The 20,283-nt window shown below is 39.1% G+C and carries 23 protein-coding genes; all 23 read right to left on the reverse strand.

The window, feature by feature from the left end; translation table 11 throughout:
- Window positions 1–17: 17 nt before the first annotated feature.
- The 23 genes from msrA to rnpA all read right to left on the reverse strand — a co-directional run bounded on the left by msrA (window position 18) and on the right by rnpA (window position 20,279).
- A complete protein-coding gene (msrA, locus tag KO534_RS08820; protein WP_215929369.1) occupies window positions 18–566 on the reverse strand; it encodes a peptide-methionine (S)-S-oxide reductase MsrA in 549 nt (182 codons plus the stop codon).
- Window positions 567–835: 269 nt separating this feature from the next.
- A complete protein-coding gene (locus KO534_RS08825; RefSeq protein ID WP_215929283.1) occupies window positions 836–1,249 on the reverse strand; it encodes a F0F1 ATP synthase subunit epsilon in 414 nt (137 codons plus the stop codon).
- Between the two features lie 76 nt (window positions 1,250–1,325).
- Complete coding sequence (gene atpD / locus KO534_RS08830; RefSeq protein WP_215929284.1) at window positions 1,326–2,711, reverse strand: F0F1 ATP synthase subunit beta; 1,386 nt, start codon at window positions 2,709–2,711, stop codon at window positions 1,326–1,328.
- A 31-nt stretch (window positions 2,712–2,742) separates the two neighbouring features.
- Entirely contained in the window at window positions 2,743–3,603 is an 861-nt protein-coding gene (gene atpG, locus KO534_RS08835; RefSeq protein ID WP_215929285.1) for a F0F1 ATP synthase subunit gamma, read from the reverse strand.
- Between the two features lie 65 nt (window positions 3,604–3,668).
- Window positions 3,669–5,210 (reverse strand): F0F1 ATP synthase subunit alpha, encoded by a 1,542-nt coding sequence (gene atpA, locus KO534_RS08840; protein WP_215929286.1) that lies wholly within the window; start codon window positions 5,208–5,210, stop codon window positions 3,669–3,671.
- A 13-nt stretch (window positions 5,211–5,223) separates the two neighbouring features.
- A complete protein-coding gene (atpH, locus tag KO534_RS08845) occupies window positions 5,224–5,757 on the reverse strand; it encodes a F0F1 ATP synthase subunit delta (protein ID WP_215929287.1) in 534 nt (177 codons plus the stop codon).
- A 13-nt stretch (window positions 5,758–5,770) separates the two neighbouring features.
- Window positions 5,771–6,241, reverse strand: coding sequence for a F0F1 ATP synthase subunit B (gene atpF, locus KO534_RS08850; RefSeq protein WP_215929288.1), 471 nt, complete (start codon window positions 6,239–6,241; stop codon window positions 5,771–5,773).
- A gap of 46 nt (window positions 6,242–6,287) precedes the next feature.
- Complete coding sequence (gene atpE, locus KO534_RS08855; RefSeq protein WP_215929289.1) at window positions 6,288–6,527, reverse strand: F0F1 ATP synthase subunit C; 240 nt, start codon at window positions 6,525–6,527, stop codon at window positions 6,288–6,290.
- Between the two features lie 165 nt (window positions 6,528–6,692).
- Window positions 6,693–7,496: a F0F1 ATP synthase subunit A gene (atpB, locus tag KO534_RS08860; RefSeq protein WP_215929290.1), complete on the reverse strand. Its 804-nt coding sequence runs from the start codon at window positions 7,494–7,496 to the stop codon at window positions 6,693–6,695.
- Window positions 7,497–7,546: 50 nt separating this feature from the next.
- Window positions 7,547–7,936 carry an ATP synthase subunit I gene (locus KO534_RS08865; protein ID WP_215929291.1) on the reverse strand — a complete coding sequence of 130 codons (390 nt, stop codon included), beginning with the start codon at window positions 7,934–7,936 and terminating at the stop codon, window positions 7,547–7,549.
- A 254-nt stretch (window positions 7,937–8,190) separates the two neighbouring features.
- Window positions 8,191–9,060, reverse strand: a complete 870-nt coding sequence (locus tag KO534_RS08870; protein WP_215929292.1) for a ParB/RepB/Spo0J family partition protein — start codon at window positions 9,058–9,060, stop codon at window positions 8,191–8,193.
- 43 nt (window positions 9,061–9,103) lie between these two features.
- Complete coding sequence (locus KO534_RS08875; protein WP_215929293.1) at window positions 9,104–9,886, reverse strand: ParA family protein; 783 nt, start codon at window positions 9,884–9,886, stop codon at window positions 9,104–9,106.
- A 78-nt stretch (window positions 9,887–9,964) separates the two neighbouring features.
- Entirely contained in the window at window positions 9,965–10,621 is a 657-nt protein-coding gene (gene rsmG, locus KO534_RS08880; protein ID WP_215929294.1) for a 16S rRNA (guanine(527)-N(7))-methyltransferase RsmG, read from the reverse strand.
- Entirely contained in the window at window positions 10,621–12,534 is a 1,914-nt protein-coding gene (gene mnmG, locus KO534_RS08885) for a tRNA uridine-5-carboxymethylaminomethyl(34) synthesis enzyme MnmG (RefSeq protein WP_215929295.1), read from the reverse strand. Before mnmG ends, rsmG begins: the two co-directional genes overlap by 1 nt.
- Window positions 12,535–13,000: 466 nt before the next feature.
- Window positions 13,001–13,789 carry a DUF4097 family beta strand repeat-containing protein gene (locus tag KO534_RS08890; protein ID WP_215929296.1) on the reverse strand — a complete coding sequence of 263 codons (789 nt, stop codon included), beginning with the start codon at window positions 13,787–13,789 and terminating at the stop codon, window positions 13,001–13,003.
- 103 nt (window positions 13,790–13,892) lie between these two features.
- Entirely contained in the window at window positions 13,893–14,717 is an 825-nt protein-coding gene (locus tag KO534_RS08895) for an ATP-binding protein (protein WP_215929297.1), read from the reverse strand.
- Between the two features lie 33 nt (window positions 14,718–14,750).
- The gene (locus tag KO534_RS08900) at window positions 14,751–15,407 is read right to left on the reverse strand and encodes a DnaT-like ssDNA-binding domain-containing protein (protein ID WP_215929298.1); all 657 of its coding nucleotides are present in this window, start codon (window positions 15,405–15,407) and stop codon (window positions 14,751–14,753) included.
- Window positions 15,408–15,424: 17 nt separating this feature from the next.
- The gene (gene mioC, locus KO534_RS08905; RefSeq protein WP_215929299.1) at window positions 15,425–15,871 is read right to left on the reverse strand and encodes an FMN-binding protein MioC; all 447 of its coding nucleotides are present in this window, start codon (window positions 15,869–15,871) and stop codon (window positions 15,425–15,427) included.
- Window positions 15,872–15,965: 94 nt separating this feature from the next.
- A complete protein-coding gene (gene mnmE, locus KO534_RS08910) occupies window positions 15,966–17,348 on the reverse strand; it encodes a tRNA uridine-5-carboxymethylaminomethyl(34) synthesis GTPase MnmE (RefSeq protein WP_215929300.1) in 1,383 nt (460 codons plus the stop codon).
- Between the two features lie 8 nt (window positions 17,349–17,356).
- Complete coding sequence (locus KO534_RS08915) at window positions 17,357–17,839, reverse strand: YajQ family cyclic di-GMP-binding protein (RefSeq protein WP_215929301.1); 483 nt, start codon at window positions 17,837–17,839, stop codon at window positions 17,357–17,359.
- 105 nt (window positions 17,840–17,944) lie between these two features.
- Window positions 17,945–19,585: a membrane protein insertase YidC gene (gene yidC, locus KO534_RS08920; RefSeq protein WP_215929302.1), complete on the reverse strand. Its 1,641-nt coding sequence runs from the start codon at window positions 19,583–19,585 to the stop codon at window positions 17,945–17,947.
- A gap of 119 nt (window positions 19,586–19,704) precedes the next feature.
- Window positions 19,705–19,956, reverse strand: a complete 252-nt coding sequence (gene yidD, locus KO534_RS08925) for a membrane protein insertion efficiency factor YidD (RefSeq protein WP_215929303.1) — start codon at window positions 19,954–19,956, stop codon at window positions 19,705–19,707.
- A complete protein-coding gene (rnpA, locus tag KO534_RS08930) occupies window positions 19,911–20,279 on the reverse strand; it encodes a ribonuclease P protein component (protein ID WP_215929304.1) in 369 nt (122 codons plus the stop codon). Before rnpA ends, yidD begins: the two co-directional genes overlap by 46 nt.
- Between the last annotated feature and the right edge of the window lie 4 nt (window positions 20,280–20,283).

Consider the following 20,283-nt stretch of genomic DNA (forward strand, 5'->3'; position numbering starts at 1 on the left):
TATTCAATTACATGAACTCAGTGGGTAACTTGGTCTCCCCAAATATCACTAAGGCGCTGATCACGACCGCAGTTCCAACGGTATAACTTGTATCTAACAGGATTATTTTTGTAGTAATCCTGGTGATAACTTTCGTCCCCTTTGATGGGATAAAAGGGGCTTTGACTTAAAATGGGCGTTACTACCTTTTGATTTGGGAATTGCTCTGCTACTTTTTGTTTGGATAGTTCGGCTTTTTCTCTTTGTTCGTCATTTGCGACAAAGATTGCACTTAGATAACTAAAACCCTTATCACAAAACTGGCCTCTGGCATCAAAGGGGTCGATATTCACCCAATAGTGGTCTAGTAAGCCCTGATAAGTTACTTTGCTAGGGTCGTAACTGACCTCAACTGCCTCATAATGTCCGGTATGATTACCGTTATAGGTAGGATTTTTTAATTCCCCTCCAGTAAATCCAGAAACAACATTAGTCACGCCATCGAGTTTTTCAAAATCAGACTCCATACACCAAAAACAACCGCCTGCGAAAATTGCCTTATCGGCTGTAGCCTGGGGTATATACATAGAAAGTAGCGCTAAAAATGGCAGTAATAATTTGAATTTCACTTAGGTTTCCTTAATTATCCAACAACATTAATACACTGTTACTGGAAGATAAGACCAAAGTTTTTCAACAAACTTTCAAATTTAATACGCTGAGCTAAACGGTATAGTTAGAATTTCCGAAAATATCGCGTTCATGAAACTTATTTGTGTTGTAAAAACAAAAAACCCAGGTATTACCTGGGTTTTTAAAAGGTTTCACATGAAACATGTTAACGTATTTATTTCAATTACTTACGCAGTTTTTGAATTAACCTTAACTGGGCAATTGCTTCAGCAAGCTCAACAGCGGCTTCAGCATAATCAAAATCAGCACTTGGATTAGCGATATGCTCTTCAGCGCGTTTTTTCGCGTCTAAGGCCGCTTGTTCGTCTAGATCTTCAGCACGAATAGCGGTATCAGCCAATACAGTCACAGTACCAGGTTGTATTTCTAGTACGCCACCATTGATGTAGATATCTTCTGCTTCACCAAATTGTTTAACTAGATGTACCATGCCAGGCAACAATGTAGTTAATAAAGGCGCGTGACCAGGCACAATACCTAGTTCACCTTCACTACCTGTTATCTGAATAGTTTCGACTAAACCAGAAAAGATGCTAGTTTCGGCGCTTACTACGTCTAGATGTACGGTCATAGCCATAAAAATCTCCAATTAAAAACAGTTTTTTCGTTTGCATTTAGCTCCGAAAAATAATCGGAACTAAATGAGTCGAAAATTACATGTTTTTGGCTTTCTCGCTTGCTTCTTCGATAGAACCAACCATGTAGAAAGCTTGCTCTGGTAGGTGGTCAAACTCACCTTCCAAGATACCTTTAAAGCCGCTAATGGTGTCTTTCAAAGATACATACTTACCAGGTGAACCGGTAAATACTTCTGCTACGAAGAAAGGCTGTGACAAGAAACGCTGTATTTTACGAGCACGAGATACTGATAACTTATCTTCTTCAGAAAGTTCATCCATGCCCAAAATAGCGATGATATCTTTTAATTCTTTATAACGTTGCAATACTGATTGCACACCACGAGCTGTATCGTAGTGCTCTTGACCAATAACAAGAGGGTCAAGTTGACGTGAAGTAGAATCAAGTGGGTCAACAGCAGGGTAAATACCCAAAGACGCGATATCACGTGACAATACAACTGTTGCATCTAAGTGAGCAAAGGTTGTTGCAGGTGAGGGATCAGTCAAATCATCCGCAGGTACGTATACCGCTTGAATTGAAGTGATTGAACCAGTCTTAGTTGATGCAATACGTTCTTGTAAAACACCCATCTCTTCAGCAAGAGTAGGCTGATAACCTACCGCTGATGGCATACGACCTAGTAGTGCAGATACTTCTGTTCCAGCTAGGGTATAACGATAGATATTATCTACGAAGAATAATACGTCACGACCTTCATCACGGAATTTTTCAGCCATGGTTAAACCAGTCAAGGCAACACGTAAACGGTTTCCAGGAGGCTCATTCATTTGACCGTAAACTAGTGATACTTTATCTAGTACGTTAGATTCGTTCATTTCGTGATAGAAATCGTTACCTTCACGAGTACGCTCACCTACACCAGCAAAAACTGAGTAGCCACTGTGCTCGATAGCGATGTTACGGATTAATTCCATCATGTTTACGGTTTTACCAACACCGGCACCACCGAACAATCCAACTTTACCACCTTTAGCGAAAGGACATACTAAGTCGATAACTTTGATGCCGGTTTCTAGTAGTTCAACTGAACTTGATTGATCTTCGTAGCTAGGCGCTTCACGGTGAATAGACATACGCTCTTCTTCACCAATAGGACCTGCTTCATCGATTGGGTTACCCAATACATCCATGATACGGCCTAGTGTAGCTGTACCTACTGGAACTTGGATCGCTGCACCCGTGTTTTCAACAGCTAGGCCACGACGTAAACCGTCAGTGGTACCCATTGCGATAGAGCGCACTACGCCTCCACCTAATTGCTGTTGTACTTCAAGGGTCAAACCTTGCAAATCACCTTCGGTAACTCGCAATGCGTCATATATTTTTGGAACCGAATCTTGTGGAAATTCAATATCCACTACGGCGCCAATGATTTGGACGACCTTACCTTGACTCATGTTAATTCCTCTTAAATTCTAAAACCATTGCCTACACCGCCGCCGCACCAGCTACTATCTCACTGATCTCTTGCGTAATCGCTGCTTGACGTGCTTTGTTATATATCAATTGCAAGTCATCAATGATGTCACCCGCGTTATCGGTTGCCGCTTTCATGGCTACCATACGTGCTGCTTGCTCAGAGGCGCCATTTTCAACTACGCCTTGATATACTTGAGACTCAATAAAACGCACCAACAACATATCTAAGATAGGTTTTGGATCTGGTTCGTATATGTAGTCCCAACGGTGTTGTAATTCTTTTTCTTCAGATTTAGGCAAAGGCAACAATTGATCGATCTGCGGCTCTTGCGCCATGGTATTTACAAATTTATTAAATACCAGATACAAACGGTCGATTTTACCCTCGTTAAATGCATCCAACATGATACGCACTAAGCCAATGATTTCATTGACAGTGGGCGCATCACCTAAACCCGATTCAGCAGCTAAAACATTGCCACCAAAGCGGTTAAAGAATGCTACAGACTTAGCACCTAACGCTGCAAAATCCGTTTCGACACCTTTTTCTTGCCATTGTTGTGCTTCTTTGGCGACCAGTTTGAATTCGTTGGTGTTTAAACCACCACATAATCCACGGTCGGTAGAAATCACAATATAACCAACGCGTTTTACTTCGCGTTCTTCCAAATAAGGATGGCGATATTCAAGGTTAGCGTTTGCCAGGTGACCGATCACGTTTCGAATACTCTCAGCATATGGACGGCTAGAAGCCATACGGTCTTGCGCCTTTTTCATTTTTGACGCTGCAACCATTTCCATAGCGCTGGTGATCTTCTGCGTATTTTTAATACTGCCGATCTTACCTTTTATCTCTTTACCGCTAGCCATAAACTCTATCTCCGATTATTCAACATACTGACCACCTAGCGATTAACGCTCAGTGGTCAAATTGATTACCACGTTTGTGTCGCTTTAAATTTATCTAAAGCTTCGTTTAGTGTGGCTTCAATTTCTTTGTCAAAATTACCTGTCGCATTGATAGAGCTCATTAGCTCGCTATATTCACTGTTCATGTAAGAGTGTAAAGAGGCTTCGAAATCTAGAATTTTGTCTAGTTCAACACCTTCCAAGTGACCCTTTTCTACAGCAAATAGTGAAACACCCATGTCTGCAACTGAAAGCGGTGCATACTGGTTTTGTTTCATCAATTCCATAACGCGCTCACCATGTTCTAATTGAGCACGTGTCGCATCATCAAGGTCAGAAGCAAATTGCGAAAACGCCGCTAATTCACGATACTGAGCTAGGGCTAGACGAATACCGCCACCTAGTTTCTTGATAATTTTAGTTTGAGCTGCACCACCAACACGAGATACCGAAATACCTGCGTTAACCGCTGGTCGAATACCTGCATTAAACAAATCAGTCTCAAGGAAGATTTGTCCATCGGTAATTGAAATTACGTTTGTTGGTACAAAAGCAGATACGTCACCAGCTTGGGTTTCGATAATAGGTAAGGCAGTTAATGAACCTGTTTTACCTGTTACTTCACCATTGGTGTATTTTTCAACGTATTTATCATTTACACGTGCAGCACGTTCTAGAAGACGTGAGTGAAGATAGAAAACATCTCCAGGATACGCTTCACGACCTGGCGGACGACGCAACAATAGTGAAATTTGACGATAGGCAACGGCTTGTTTAGACAAGTCATCATATACGATCAAAGCATCTTCACCGCGGTCACGGAAATACTCACCCATGGTACAACCAGAGTAAGGAGCCAAGTATTGTAATGCTGCAGATTCTGATGCAGAAGCAGCAACAACAATGGTGTGACCCATCGCGCCATGCTCTTCTAGTTTGCGTACCACGTTAGCGATAGTAGAAGCTTTTTGCCCTACAGCCACGTATACACATTTAACGCCAGAATCTTTTTGATTGATGATGGCATCAATCGCTAAAGCTGTTTTACCGGTTTGACGGTCACCGATAACCAATTCACGTTGACCACGACCCACTGGGATCATGGCATCCACTGATTTATAACCAGTTTGAATAGGTTGGTCTACCGATTGACGTTCAATAACGCCCGGTGCGATTTTTTCGACTGGTTCAAAACCGTCTGCATCGATAGCGCCTTTACCATCGATAGGTGCACCTAGTGTGTTAACAACACGACCAAGTAGGTTACGACCTACTGGTACTTCTAAGATACGGCCAGAAGATTTTACTTTAACGCCTTCTTGTAAGTCAGCGTAAGGTCCCATTACAACCGCACCAACAGAGTCACGCTCTAGGTTCAATGCGATAGCGTAACGGCTACCAGGAAGCTCAATCATTTCACCTTGCATTACATCCGCAAGGCCATGGATACGGATAATACCGTCGGTAACACCGACAATAGTCCCTTCATTACGAGCTTCACTTACTACTTCGAACTTCTCAATACGTTGTTTGATTAGTTCTGCAATTTCAGTGGAATTCAGTTGCATGCTCTTTTCCCCGTTATGCTTGTAACGCGTCTGATAGACGGTTTAATTTACTACGAAGTGAACCGTCAATAACTGTGTCGCCGGCTTTGATTAGTACGCCAGCTATTAAGTCAGGATCCACGCTACAATTTAGCTTAACTTTTCGTGCAAGACGTGTTTCAAGAGACTTGCTCAGACTAGTTTGTTGTTTTTTATTCAATTTGACCGCTGATGTAATATCAACGTCAATTTCTCTTTCAAACTCAGCTTTAAGCTGATTAAACAACAAAGATATGTCTGGAAGTGCTTGTAAACGCCTATTTTCAGCCAAAATCATTACTAGATTTTGACCCTCTTGGTCGAGTTGTTCACCGCACACGCCATTAAATATTTCTGCAAGTTTTTCTGCTGCTAGTGAACCAGTGAGTAATGCCTCAATAGTTTCATTGCTTGCTACTTCAGCAGCAAACACCAGCATTTCTTGCCAATGTGCGACGGTTTTATTTTCGACCGCGTAATCGAACGCAGCTTGAGCGTAAGGGCGAGCGATAGTAGTCCATTCAGACATAGCTCAATCTCCCTTACAGTTCAGCGACAAGTTTTTCAACTATGTCACTTTGTGCTGCAGCATCAATTTCACGTGCAAGGATCTTTTCAGCACCGGCAATAGCAAGAGCAGCCACCTGTTGGCGTAACTCTTCTTTAGTACGGTTTCGTTCTGCTTCGATCTCTGAGTATCCCTGAGCGATGATTTTTTCACGCTCGGAATGACCACGTTGCGTTTCTTCGTCAACAATAGTTGAACCACGCTTTTTGGCTTGCTCGATTATATCTGCCGCTTGCGCTTTCGCTTCTTTCAGCTGATCCGTTGCTTTAGCTTGAGCTAGTTCAAGGTCTTTTTCACCTCGTTCTGACGCAGCTAAACCATCAGCGATTTTTTGTTGGCGTTCTTCAATAGCACCGATAATAGGCGGCCATACAAACTTCATGCAGAACCACACAAAGAATATAAATGCTATTAATTCACCAAGTAGAGTGGCATTGATGTTCAAGACCGCTACTCCTCTTTAATAGTTCGTTGAAAGAAATGGATAACTACTATTGAGCACCAAGTACGAACAACATATAAAGAGCGATCGCAACACCGATCATCGCGATTGCATCGATAAGACCCGCTACAATAAACATTTTTACTTGAAGGGTGGGTGCAAGCTCAGGTTGGCGTGCTGCCGACTCAAGAAATTTACCACCTAAAAGACCGAAACCAATCGCTGGTCCCAATGCACATAGACCAATCAAAATACCAACTGCGATATATAGATTACCTAAGATTTCCATAGATTTTCACCTTTGTGTTTAAGTTAAAATTAAAAAAATAAAATGTTCAAAATTGTATTTAAGGTTGTTGGTAATTTTTTTCTGTTATTACCAACAACTGTAAATGTGTTTCTGTTTTAGGGTGTCCTACCCTTAGCCTCTTGGCTAGCTAACGCTTTACTAAACTTAATGTTCTTCACTTGCTAAGCTAAGATAAACGATGGTTAACATCATAAATATAAAAGCTTGTAGAGGGATAACTAATAAGTGGAATGCAGCCCATAAGAAGTGAATAGGCAATTGCCATAATCCTATGGTACCTGCAATCAAAATAAAGATAAGTTCGCCAGCGTATAAGTTACCGAATAAACGTAAAGACAGTGAAAGTGGCTTAGCCAGCAATGCAACGACTTCTAGAATAAAGTTGAACCAATACAACCAAGGCGTATTAAACGGGTGTGCATATAACTCTTTCATAAAGCCACCCACACCTTTGATTTTTATTGAGTAAAAAATCATTAATACAAATACACCGATTGACAATGCAAAGGTCATGTTTACGTCAGTTGTAGGTACAACTTTCATGTATACGTCGTGTGGATCCACACCAAAACCGTAATAACCTATTTGGCCCGCTAACCAGGGTAAAAAGTCTACAGGAATAAGATCCATTAAGTTCATCAACAACACCCACACAAAAATGGTAAGTGCTAAAGGCGCAATTAAAGGGCTTTTCCCATGGTAAGTACTTTTAACCGTATCATTTACAAATTCGACTATCAGTTCGACACAGGCTTGCCATTTACCTGGCACTCCTGTGGTTGCTTTTTTCGCAACCGCTCGAAAACTCAATATAAAAACAAAACCCAACACTATAGACCAAGCTAATGTATCAATATGGAAGGTCCAAAAACCTTCGCCCACTGTTGCATTAGTTAAGTGGTGCTGAATGTAACTGCTAATGGTTTGTTCGCCACCAGTATCTGCCATTTTATCATCCACAATTTTAAAGTTAAAAAGCTGTATTCAGTCTCGTTGTTTTATGACTCAACGCGACTGCAAAATATTATTATGGGCCATTGGGCCATTAAGGTTACGACATAGCTGACTAACAGCGGAAAAGGTTGTAAATTAGGCCACTTATAAACTAATACAAACAACACTATCGTAAACAAAAATTTTAGTTTGCTTCCTTTGTTAAAACTCCGCACTACTAGCTTGTTTTGACTAGCACCGGTATATTTAAACGCCAAGAATGCAAATACCATTGCTGGTAACACACTAGCTATACCACCGTAAAACGCTGATATACCTGCATATTTTCCAGAAAAAAAAGTAAAAACTAAGGTTAAGACAATGGTAATCAGGCTTTGATAAAAAAGCACTTTTTTAGCCAACTGTCGACCTTCTTGGGCCAAGCTAGATGCCAATTGAACCCTCGATATGTTTAAACCCTAACAAAAAGCGCCAAAAGTATACTTTAATGGCGCTGATTTACAATACTAAAGTCTAGTTTGGTGCATAAAAGCACTAATATGGACATTCCTACAAACCCTTTGTTTTTCTAGGGATAATAGATTCAATTAGTCTTAAATTATGACTTATTGCACCTAAGTTCATCATAGATCGTCAAAATCACAAAATAGGAAGTCGTTATACTTAACATTTCTTAATGTTATTAATTCTATTTTATATGCCCTAGGATCCCATCTAGTTGATCCAGACTGGAGAAATTTATCACTAATTTTCCTTTTCCTTTGGCATTATGAGCAATACTGACCGGTGCACCTAGATTTTCAGACAACTCGGTTTGTAACCTTTGCACGTCAGGATCTTCCTTGATAACTGGCTTTTCTTTTTTAGGCTCTAATAATCGGCGTACTAAATTTTCAGTATCTCGAACGGTTAAACCTTTGCCTGAAACAATTTGTGCGGCTTCATTTTGCGCATCACCTTCTAGAGATAACAGAGCCCTTGCGTGCCCCATTTCAATATCACCGTGTTCTAACAATAATTTCACATCACTATTCAAATTATTTAGACGCAACAAATTAGTCACTGTTGTTCTAGACTTACCAACAGCAGACGCTACTTCTTGATGAGTGAGCTCAAATTCAACCATTAAGCGATCAAGTGCTTGCGCTTCTTCCATGGCATTAAGGTCTTCGCGCTGAATATTTTCTATTAAGGCAATAGCTACAGCAGATTCATCAGGTACATCTTTTATTAAACAAGGAATTTCGTCTAACTGGGCTATTTGAGAAGCACGCCAACGTCTTTCACCAGCGATAATTTCGTATTTATCTTCAGATAATCTACGAACTACTATTGGTTGAATTATACCTTGTGAGCGAATTGATGAGGCTAAGTCTTCTAAGGCTTCGGAGGACATATCATTTCTAGGTTGGTATTTGCCTGGCTGCAAAAACTCAACAGGTAGTTTCTGTAATTCACTCTCCTGCTCGGGTATTTGTGAACCGGTGCTTTTCCCCGTTTGGCTGGTCGCCAATAACGCATCTAGCCCTCTACCCAAACCTCTTTTTTTAGCCGACATGTTATCCTCAGTTTTTTCTTTCAATTTTATTATTTACACTAGTTTATTTGGATGAATGATTTATTTTAGCGCGTCTTAATATTTCACCAGCTAACGCTAAATACGCTTTGGCACCTGTTGACGATTTATCATAATACATGGCCGGAGCTCCAAAACTAGGTGCCTCCGCTAGTCGCACGTTTCTTGGAATAACGGTTCGATAAACTTGATCACCAAAATGCCGCTTAAGCTGTTCAGATACGTCATTGGCCAGCCTATTTCTAGGATCGTACATAGTACGTAAAACACCTTCAATTTTTAAATTTGGATTGACAACCGAGGCAAGTTTTTTGATCGTGTCCATTAACGCAGTAAGCCCTTCGAGGGCATAATATTCACATTGCATAGGCACCAATACCGAATCTGCCGCGGCCATTGCGTTCACGGTTAATTGGTTTAACGAAGGTGGACAATCTATAAAAATAAAATCGTAGTAGTTTTTAACTGGGGCTAACGCATTACGTAATCGAATTTCTCGAGCAAAGACTTCCATTAACTTTATTTCAGCGGCAGTAATATCGCTATTACCCGCAATCAAATCATATTTACCAGACGTTTCTTTGATCAATACTTCTTCGATAGGTTTCTCTTCTATCAGTAGTTCATAACAAGTATTGTCTACGTTGTATTTGTCAACACCACTGCCCATAGTCGCATTGCCTTGAGGATCGAGATCAATCAACAAAACTTTACGCTTAGTGGCCGCCATTGACGCTGCTACATTTACAGCAGTTGTAGTTTTACCTACACCACCTTTTTGATTAGCAATTGCAATGATTTTGCCCAAAATAATCGTCCACTTAATTTATTTAGAAGACCAGTGTAGAAAAGACATTTTATTTTCAAAATGTCAGAGAAATAATTTCTAACCAACTGATTTTTTTATAATTTTGACAATATGACGTTCGCCTTCAAGTCCTGGAACGTCTAACTTAACAGTTTCTTGCAGAGTAAATTCCAAGGGTAAGTGCTGCAATTCTTCTGTTGGAAGTTGCCCCTTCAATGCAAGAAAAACTCCGTGAGAATCTACCAGATGTTGGCACCAGTGCAACATATCTTTTAATGAAGCAAAGGCTCTGCTCAATACTCCATCAATTTTCACACTAGGTATAAAGTTTTCCACCCTAGATTGCATCGGTTGAATATTGTCTATTTTTAATTCGTAAGCGACTTGTTTCATAAAACGCACGCGTTTACCTAAACTGTCCAATAAAATAAACTGTTTATCTGGACACATAATAGCCAGAGGAATCCCCGGAAGACCGGGTCCTGTACCTACGTCAATATATTGAGTTTTATCTAAAAATGGCGCAACAACAATAGAATCTACAATGTGTTTAAGCACCATTTGCTGAGGATCTCGCACTGATGTCAAATTGTACGCCTTATTCCACTTATGCATCATCAATACATAACGAATAAGTTGCAGTTGTTGTTCTTCAGTGACCACTAAATCACAGTTTTTCAGGCTGTTTTTTAAGATTAGTAATAAGTCATTTTGTAAAGATTGTAGTTCACTCATTAAGCCGACACTTTGTTTTGATCACTGCTGGAACCAACTAACAATCCATGTTTTTTCAAGTAAACCAATAACAAAGATACAGCTGCTGGTGTAATCCCAGATATTCTGCCAGCTTTACCAATAGTTTCAGGACGAGCATCAGTTAATTTAGCAACCACTTCGTTACTTAATCCTGAAATTTGACCGAAATCAAAATCCATTGGTATTAAGGTGTTTTCATTTCGTAATGTTTTGGCTATTTCATCTTTTTGGCGTTCGATATAACCGGCATATTTAATTTGTATTTCAACTTGTTCAGCAGCTTGTTGATTTTCCAATTCAGGACCAAAAGCATCAATCTGCATCAAAGTTTTATAGGTCATTTCTGGGCGACGAATTAGATCTTCCAAATTATTTTCTTTGGTAACCGGATTTTTTAACAAAACATTTAACGCGTCAGTTGATGCATGGCTAGGATAAACCCAAGTCGACTTGAGTCGTTGCCTTTCTAATTCAATAGCTTCTAACTTTTCATTAAATGCTTTCCATCTATTGTCGTCCACCAGCCCAATTTCGTGCCCTTTTTCGGTCAAACGAATATCTGCATTATCTTCGCGAAGCAATAAACGATATTCAGCACGGCTCGTAAACATTCGATAAGGCTCTTTGGTACCCATTGTAGCTAGATCATCAATCAGTACACCCATATAAGCTTCATCACGCCGCAAGATAAATTCATCTTTTTGTTGTACTTGAAGGGCTGCATTTGCACCGGCTATCAAACCCTGAGCACCGGCTTCTTCATAACCAGTTGTTCCATTAATTTGGCCAGCAAAAAATAGTCCATCTATAAATTTAGTTTCTAAGGTTTGTTTAAGATCTCTGGGATCAAAGAAATCATATTCGATCGCATATCCTGGACGTACAATATGTGCATTTTCAAAACCAACAATTGAACGTACAAAATTCATTTGAACGTCAAAAGGTAAACTCGTAGAGATACCATTAGGATAAACCTCTATGCTGTTTAGACCTTCTGGTTCGACAAATATTTGATGTGAGTTTTTACCGGCAAAACGATGAATTTTATCTTCAATAGATGGGCAGTATCTTGGGCCAATCCCCTCGATCACACCAGTGTACATAGGCGATCTATCTAATCCACCACGAATTATTTCATGGGTTTTTTCATTGGTGTGAGTAATATAACAAGGGATTTGCTGTGGGTGATCGCTGGCTTGTCCCATAAATGAAAAAACCGGTACTGGTGTGTCACCTTGTTGTTTTTGCATCACGTCAAAGTTAAGTGAACGGGCATCAAGTCTGGCAGGTGTACCAGTCTTTAAACGATCTACTCTAAAAGGTAATGCACGAAGCCGATCAGCTAAAGCGATCGAAGGAGGATCGCCAGCACGGCCTCCTTTGTAGTTTTCCATACCTATATGTATCGTGCCTCCTAAAAACGTGCCTACGGTGATAACAACGCTCTTAGCATGGAATTTAAGACCCATTTGTGTCACTACACCTACGACGCGATCTTGTTCAACGATCAGATCATCACAAGATTGCTGAAATAAGGTTAGGTTTTCTTGGTTTTCAATAAGTTTACGAATTTCATTTCGATATAAGGATCTATCTGCTTGTGCACGGGTAGCCCGAACAGCTGGTCCTTTGCTAGAGTTTAATGTTCTAAATTGAATGCCAGCTTTGTCAGTCGCTACAGCCATGGCTCCACCTAAAGCATCAATTTCTTTAACTAAATGACCTTTACCAATACCGCCAATAGCTGGATTACAAGACATTTGCCCTAAGGTTTCGATATTGTGAGTTAGTAAAAGCGTATTCACACCCATGCGAGCAGATGCTAAAGCTGCTTCTGTTCCTGCGTGACCACCACCTACTACGATGACATCGAAATGTTGCTGATAAAACATGGGTTTCCTCTAAAACGTATTGATCAATTTTCCCCAAATAAAAAGGGTCGCATATTCTATATGGATCTGAGCGTAAGTAAAATGTTTAAAAACTATTCAATTAAGGTTTTTTGATCGCCTTAATATTTATATGATCTTTTAGATCTTTGTTTATTACTACTATTATTAGTAAAGGTGATCTCTGTTAATAAGTATCTTTTCTCTTTTACTATCAAATATTTAGAGTGTAGTTGATCATGTGAATAAGGATTGATCAAACTGGTATAAGGTGGGCACAAGTAGGTGTTTTATCCACAAGGCTGTATTGTTGGAATTGTATTAAGTGGATATAAAGTAGTTTTACAGTAGTTATACATATTTTTACCCACAAGAATTAATATCTTTTGATCTAACTGTGCGTAACTTGTGATCAAAAATTAGCGATTTCACAGTTAGATCCTGATCTATAAAGGAAAGATCTGCAAAATTAGAGTTCTTTGATCTTTATACTTCCGCCATTGGTTTTTAAAGTTAATTTTGGGCCTCCACCATTTATAGATCCCCGTACATGCATTTTTTTAAGCATGCCATTAATTTTAAAGTCACTTTTGACTCGTCCACCATTGGTTTTTGCATCAATGTTTACCTGTATATCAGAAACTAAATGGGCTGTAATTGAGCCTCCAGAGGTAGTCAATTTGGCGTCTTTTGTTAGCTGTTTATCTATGCTTACATTGATACTTCCACCGGAAGTATGTGCTTTAATGTTGCCGCTTATATTACCTGTTTTAATTGATCCTCCTGAAGTTCGGAGTTTAACATCACCTTGTATATTCTGAATATTGATAGACCCCCCAGAGGTCGTTGCTTTCAATTTACCAATCAGATCTTCGACAGTTAATGATCCACCCGAGGTGTCTAATTTGACATTGTAGGTTTTTGGGATCATTAGAATAAACTCTACTTTACGATTTTTTAGCCAGTTTCGATTTTGGCTAGTTTCACCGATAATGGTTAAATCACCGCCAGATTGTTCGAAGCGGTATGTAAAGTCTTCTTCTTCAATGTCTCGTGTTTTAATTTGCAGTTCTATTGTTGCAGCGTCGTGAGTCGCTATTTTAATAGAGCCTGTATCGGTTTCTAGCCTTAGTTGGCCGCCTAACTCGACATCGAAAGATTGCGTAAAGGTTGCTGCAAAAAGTGACGTGGAGTGAAGCAGAATAAAATATAGTAATACCGCGTTTAGATAAGTCGTAAGCTTGATTACTTTTTTCATGATAATGGCCCTTTGTAGTTAGGACCTGTAGGTCCAGTTTAAGTTACAAAGGGTGAGTCGCTTGGAAGTATTGAAAAGTTTAAAGTTTGTCTAGTAGTTGCTTTTATTTGACCTGGTTTGGACGGTAGCCAGATGTATGTTGAGCTTGCTGTGGTTCTGGCTGTGCCGGGATGATTTCTTTGCGCCTGCTTGGACCTGAAAACTTCACTTTATAGGTATCGTATTCTTTAATTGATTCAAAACAATATCGACCTAAAGCATTTTCTAATTCTGCTAAGTTGTGGTTAGTGATCATGATGCAATTTTTGTTATTGGCTAGTCTTTGTCGTAATACATTTCCCAACCAACTTTGGGCATTTTTCTTTAAGACACTTTCGTTTACACATACTTCATCGAGTATTAATAAATCTACATCAAGTAATTCTTGGTTTATTTCACGAAACTTTTGTCCGACGTTGTCTTGGGCATTGTAGTCATATGAAAAGAAACGCATTTCTAATATGGTTGATAATTGTCTGTATAAAACTGAAATTTCATATTTTTCAATCAATTCGTGAGCAATGGCCCCGGCTGTATGAGATTTACCACGGCCATAGTCGCCATAAAAAATCATCATATGTGCGCCGCTTTTTCTCCAGTTCATATCTTCATGAGCGGCAATAAATGATTTGGCAATACTCACTGCTTCAATCACATCATGACTATCTTCAATAAGATTAGTAAAAGTCCATTTTGGATTTAATTCTGAGCGACCTTGAATATCTTGAATTCGCTGTTTTTTACCTTCTCGTTGCAGCTGTTTGACGTCTCGGTTAGCTAAGGTTTCATATTCAGAGCGTAGATCAGAATATTGGGTATATTTTTCAGGAACATATTGGCGACCTAATGCTTTGCCTAGTCTTTGAATTTTATCTTTAATACTGTCCACGAGTTATATATTCCGATTGATAATGATGAAAATCTACTGTGAGTCTTTTTTACTATATTTTGCCACTAAATTTTTAGCGTTGTCGTCAGCTTGTATACCTGCTTTAGTTTGCACAATTTGTTGACCCACTTTTTGCACACTTTTAAATCCATGTGCTAAACGTTTTTTCTTTAAATTAAATACAAACTTTTGGGTCCATTGATACTCGCTAAATTGTGACTCCGGTCTACCTAACCAATAAGCAATAAAATCGCCCAACTCACTTGAATTATAATCATAATCGATAATGCCAAGTAGTTTTGCTAAATCGGCAATCAATTTTTCGTTAGGTAACCAGTCAATATGCATTTTATGCCAATTTAAGTGTAGCTTTGAATAGTCATCAATTTTCATTGTAGTAAGCGGAAGAACAAGGGTTTTACCGTTAAAACTGTGATTAAGTTCCACTTCGTTTTGGAAAGTGACTAAGCCTACACTTAGTAGCTCTTTTATTAAGCTGTTTACTTGTCTACCTAAAGTAAATTTTTCATCCTTAGTATTTAAAATGGATAACAATGATTTGTAGTTTAACGGTGATGTTATACCAGTTGAATCATTTGCAGTTGGTTTTATTCCAAGCATATACAATATTCGAGCGTCATTACTCAAACTTTGTAATAGGGCGGTTTGTTCTGCTTTATTGAAGTGCATCAAGATACATTAAGAGGTTACGCCAATTGTTGGTTGGTATTTAGCCAGGTTAAAATCCATTCAACGGCAATATCTTCAGGAATAGGATGATTAAGTACATCAATATGTAGGCTAGGGCAGATTAATTCGGCATCAGCCTCTAGCATGGCCTTTTCTAATTGTACTGAGCCAAAGCAGAAAGTGTCGTAACTGCTATCACCTAAACCAATAACTAAAAACTTTGTTTTGGCCAAATTTGCTGTTTTTAACTGCTCAGCAAAAGGTTGGATATTATCTGGTAAGTCACCTGCACCATGGGTAGACGTGCATATTAGCCATATCGCTCCGTAATCTAAATCGGATAACTGCGGGGTCAAATGCACCGTTGAACTTTGAGAGTGAGCTAATAAGGTTTCTTGTAAAGCATCTGCAACGTATTCACTTGCACCTAATACACTACCTACGATAATTTCAAACTTAGCCATTAATTTACTATTTTATTTGTTATTTATTGGTATTGTACATTGTGATTAATAGATCACCATGCCTAATTCTATCGTTAAATGTTATGTAGATTTATTATTTGCCAATGCAAAAAGATGAGAATATTTTGGTAAGTAGGTCGTCCGAAGTAAATTCACCGGTGATTTCATTTAGGTGTTGTTGAGTAATCCGTAATTCCTCAGCCAGTAATTCACCAGCTAGGTTATCCTCTAATTGGTATTTCCCTAGGTATAAATGTTCTGCAGCCCTGTCGATGGCATCTAGATGTCGTCTACGGGCAATGAATTGTCCCTCTGAACTAGCATTAAATCCCATGCAATCTTTTAAGTGTTCAGTTAAAAAGTTTAAACCCAATTGATTGCTAGCGGACATCGAAATTACTGGATATTTGCCGCTTTCATCAATGCCAACAGACTCATTACTCAGGTCTATTTTATTACGGATTACGCTGAGACCTATATTTTGGGGGAGTTGCTGATAAAATTCAGGCCAAATTTTTTCAGGTTGGGTTTCACTAGACTCAGTACTGTCTAACATAAATAACACCCGATCGGCTTGACGAATTTCTTGCCATGCTCGTTCAATTCCTATTTTTTCAACTGTATCTGGACTGTCTCTTAAACCGGCAGTATCGATTATATGTAGTGGCATACCGTCAATATGGATATGCTCTTTAAGTACATCCCGGGTAGTGCCGGCTATATCTGTGACTATGGCTGCATCTTTTCCTGCCAAGGCATTGAGCAAACTGGATTTCCCAGCGTTGGGTTTACCTGCTATCACGACTCTCATACCTTCTCTTAGTAGAGCGCCTTGTTTGGTTTGTTGCCGCAAAGTCTCAAAAGATTGGATAATAGTTTCGAGGTCTTTTTGAATTTTACCGTCGCTTAGAAAGTCGATTTCTTCATCAGGAAAATCGATGGCAGCTTCGACATACATTCGTAAGTGGATGACTTGTTCTACTAAAGCATGAATTTGTTGAGAAAATGCACCCTGTAAAGAACGTAGTGCTCCTTTTGCCGCTTGTTCAGAACTGGCATCGATGAGGTCTGCTATAGCTTCAGCTTGGGCTAAGTCTAATTTATCATTTAAGAAAGCTCGTTCACTAAATTCTCCTGGCTTAGCAATGCGAATTTCGGGAAGTTTCAAAATCGCATTGAGCAACATATCCAACACTACTTGCCCGCCATGGCCCTGCAATTCCAATACATCTTCACCGGTAAATGAGTTTGGCGCTTTAAAGAATAATGCTATGCCTTGGTCAATAACAGTGTTGTTGCTATCAGAAAATGCTAAATATTCTGCTTTACGCACTTCGGGGGTTTTACCTAATATTTTTTCAGCAACTATATTGGCGAGATTGCCAGAAACTCGGATTATCCCAACACCACCGCGGCCAGGAGCAGTAGCTTGGGCTACAATAGTGTCTTGTTGCAATGATAATCCTGAAGTGTGCATAAGGTGACTTAGTCTCTGAAATTGGTAAATTGTAAGGGTTGTTCTAAATCGGCTGCTTTCGCCAATGCCATAACTTGTTGCAAATCATCACGTTTCTTACCGGTAACTCGCACTTGCTCACCTTGAATTTGCGCTTGTACTTTTAATTTTGCATCTTTAATTAATTTGATGAGTTTTTTGGCAACAGGTTGTTCGATACCTTGCTTGAAGGCAATGGCCTGTTTGTAGATTTTGCCTATGTGCTGTACGTCTTTTTCTTCAAAGGCCGCAGTGTCAACGTTACGTTTTACGCAGGTACCTCTGAGGATATCGAGCATTTGCTTGAGTTGGAAATCGTTATCAGCGGTCATGGTAACTATTGTTTCTTTTAACTCGAAACTTGCTTCGACACCTCTAAAATCAAAACGTGTACTGAGTTCTCTATTGGCGTTTTCAACAGCATTACGTAATTCGGGCAAGTCAATTTCTGAAACTATATCTAATGATGGCATTGGGGTTCCTAAATTTTGCAGATGATGTTTATTAATTGTATGTACAAAAAAGCCCGTTTTATATGCTGATTAAGTATAAAACGGGCTTCAATTAAAACTAAGGATTTACTTGGTACTTAAGCCGCGCTTTTCCATTGATGCATAGATTATCTTAGCTTGAATCAAAGTAATAACATTACTTATTAACCAGTAAAGTACTAATCCTGCAGGGAATATAAAGAAGAATAGACTCATAGCAACAGGCATAAACTGCATTATTTTTTGCTGCATAGGATCTGTCATTGTCATAGGTTGCAGCTTTTGCAGTAAATACATGCTTAGTCCAGTTAACACAGGTAAGACAAAGTACGGGTCTTTTGCACTTAAATCTGTGATCCAGAATATAAAATCGGCATGTCTCAGTTCAACACTTTCCAGAAGAACCCAGTACAAAGCTAAGAAAATTGGCATTTGTAACAGTAAAGGGAAACAGCCACCCATAGGGTTAACTTTATCCTTCTTGTACATTTCCATCATAGCTTTTTGCATTTTTTGTTTGTCTTCCCCATAACGCTCTTTCAGCGCATCCATTTTGGGTTTTAATGCTCGCATCTTTGCCATAGATTCGTATTGCTTTTTAGTAAGGGGATACATTGCACCTTTTACAACTATGGTGATCAATATTATCGAGAATCCCCAGTTTCCTACTAAACTATGAATAAATTGCAAAAAGAAGAATAAGTATTTCGATATCATCCACAAAAAGCCGTAATCAACTGTCAGATCTAATCCTCTAGCTATTTCAGCTAAGGTATCTTGATCTTTTGGACCAAGATATAAAGCACTAGAAATTGTGGTGGTTTCGCCGGGTTGGATAGTGATTGATTGACCCGTAAAACCAATTACACCGTTGGTGTTTTGTAAAACTCGACTATATAAATTATTGGTTTCGTTTTGAGGTGGAACCCATGCTGATACAAAATAATGCTCTATCATGGCTGCCCAGCCAGCTGGAGTAGATTTCTTCAGATTTTTGTCGAGCATGTCATCAAAATCAAACTTCTCGTATTTGTCTTCTTCTGTTGAATATGCGGCGCCTCTATAAGTTGGCATAAACATACTGCCATCTTCTTTGAGCATACTTTGTTTAAGTTGACCAAACTGTTGTAGTTGTTTTGTATCACTAGTGTTGTTTTCAATAATATAACTAACGTCTATTTTGTGACTGTCCTTTGTAAATACAAAGTTCTTAGTGATTTTTACGCCTTCAGGAGTAACTAATGTAAGGGGGACCGTTAAAGATTCGCCTACAAGTGTATAGCTGTTTTCAGTTGCAGTATAAGTAGGACGCCCTTTACTATCAGGACCATCTTTACCAACTAAACCACTTTGAGCAATAAACAGGTCTTCGCCGGTTGGTCTTAATAAACTGTATGAGTCTTTTGAGTTTTGTTCGACAGGAAATTTAACTAGATTGGCTGATATAACGTCACCACCAACAGTATCTATTGTTAGATCAAGGGTATCGGTTTTAATCAAAATGGTTTTCCCAGACTGAACACTACTTGCTAGGTAATTTTGTCCATTTGAAGAGGCAACTGGAACGTCCTCTGAACTGGTAGGCATATCGGAAGTGATATTTTGTTGTTGATTAACAGTTTGAGCTGTTTCAACTGGTTTAGGTCCATAATCTAACTGCCATTGTTGCCATAATAGAAAGCCGACCATAGCAAGGCCAATCAATAAAAAACTGCGTTGGGATTCCATAAAATACTCTAATTAACTACTTATTATGTGTGTGACTTATTCATGTCAAAACATTAAACCACGGCGATGTTACTGTTTTACTTATGACCTGACTATTTATGAGGGCATAATTATAAAAATCATTGTTTATTTTGTTTTTTTTCTGGCACTGGATCATATCCACCATCATTGAGTGGATGGCATTTTAGTATGCGTTGCATAGATAACCAAGACCCTTTTATTATTCCGTGTTTAACAATAGCGTCAATTGCATAGTGAGAACAACTTGGATGAAATCTACAGGTTGGTCCTAGCATTGGTGAAAGCACCATTTGATAGAGTCTAATTATCCCAATTGGGATTTTTCGCAGCGCGACGCTAATTTTTTCCATAATTTACTCAGCAAAGAAAACAATTCCTGATTCGAAAGTTTATCTAATCCACTTTTACCTACTACTACTATATCAATATTTGGTAACGAATGACGTTGTAGACGAAAGCTTTCACGTATGACACGTTTAAGTCTGTTTCTGTCGTGTGCATATTTGACTCGTTTTTTGGCTAAAGTGATGCCTAAACGAGGATTATTTGAAGTATTAATTCTGGCAAGTAAGGTAATTTGAGGTGAAACAGATGGAATTGCATTACTGAAGACATATTCAAAGTGGGTGGGAGTAAGTAGCCTTAGCTCCCGAGAAAAATTATTTTCACCCACCTTG

This window comes from Paraglaciecola arctica (assembly GCF_018861065.1).
GTDB classification, from domain to species: Bacteria; Pseudomonadota; Gammaproteobacteria; order Enterobacterales; family Alteromonadaceae; genus Paraglaciecola; species Paraglaciecola arctica_B.

Coding starts and splice junctions, on each gene's coding strand:
- KO534_RS08900 (WP_215929298.1), bottom strand. CDS start 15,407: ATGCACTTCAATAAAGCAGAACAAACCGCCCTATTACAAAGTTTGAGT.
- atpB (WP_215929290.1), bottom strand. CDS start 7,496: ATGGCAGATACTGGTGGCGAACAAACCATTAGCAGTTACATTCAGCAC.
- KO534_RS08870 (WP_215929292.1), bottom strand. CDS start 9,060: ATGTCGGCTAAAAAAAGAGGTTTGGGTAGAGGGCTAGATGCGTTATTG.
- yidD (WP_215929303.1), bottom strand. CDS start 19,956: ATGGAAAAAATTAGCGTCGCGCTGCGAAAAATCCCAATTGGGATAATT.
- atpD (WP_215929284.1), bottom strand. CDS start 2,711: ATGAGTCAAGGTAAGGTCGTCCAAATCATTGGCGCCGTAGTGGATATT.
- atpA (WP_215929286.1), bottom strand. CDS start 5,210: ATGCAACTGAATTCCACTGAAATTGCAGAACTAATCAAACAACGTATT.
- yidC (WP_215929302.1), bottom strand. CDS start 19,585: ATGGAATCCCAACGCAGTTTTTTATTGATTGGCCTTGCTATGGTCGGC.
- mioC (WP_215929299.1), bottom strand. CDS start 15,871: ATGGCTAAGTTTGAAATTATCGTAGGTAGTGTATTAGGTGCAAGTGAA.
- mnmE (WP_215929300.1), bottom strand. CDS start 17,348: ATGCACACTTCAGGATTATCATTGCAACAAGACACTATTGTAGCCCAA.
- atpG (WP_215929285.1), bottom strand. CDS start 3,603: ATGGCTAGCGGTAAAGAGATAAAAGGTAAGATCGGCAGTATTAAAAAT.
- rsmG (WP_215929294.1), bottom strand. CDS start 10,621: ATGAGTGAACTACAATCTTTACAAAATGACTTATTACTAATCTTAAAA.
- atpH (WP_215929287.1), bottom strand. CDS start 5,757: ATGTCTGAATGGACTACTATCGCTCGCCCTTACGCTCAAGCTGCGTTC.
- atpE (WP_215929289.1), bottom strand. CDS start 6,527: ATGGAAATCTTAGGTAATCTATATATCGCAGTTGGTATTTTGATTGGT.
- KO534_RS08915 (WP_215929301.1), bottom strand. CDS start 17,839: ATGCCATCATTAGATATAGTTTCAGAAATTGACTTGCCCGAATTACGT.
- KO534_RS08825 (WP_215929283.1), bottom strand. CDS start 1,249: ATGGCTATGACCGTACATCTAGACGTAGTAAGCGCCGAAACTAGCATC.
- msrA (WP_215929369.1), bottom strand. CDS start 566: ATGTATATACCCCAGGCTACAGCCGATAAGGCAATTTTCGCAGGCGGT.
- mnmG (WP_215929295.1), bottom strand. CDS start 12,534: ATGTTTTATCAGCAACATTTCGATGTCATCGTAGTAGGTGGTGGTCAC.
- KO534_RS08890 (WP_215929296.1), bottom strand. CDS start 13,789: ATGAAAAAAGTAATCAAGCTTACGACTTATCTAAACGCGGTATTACTA.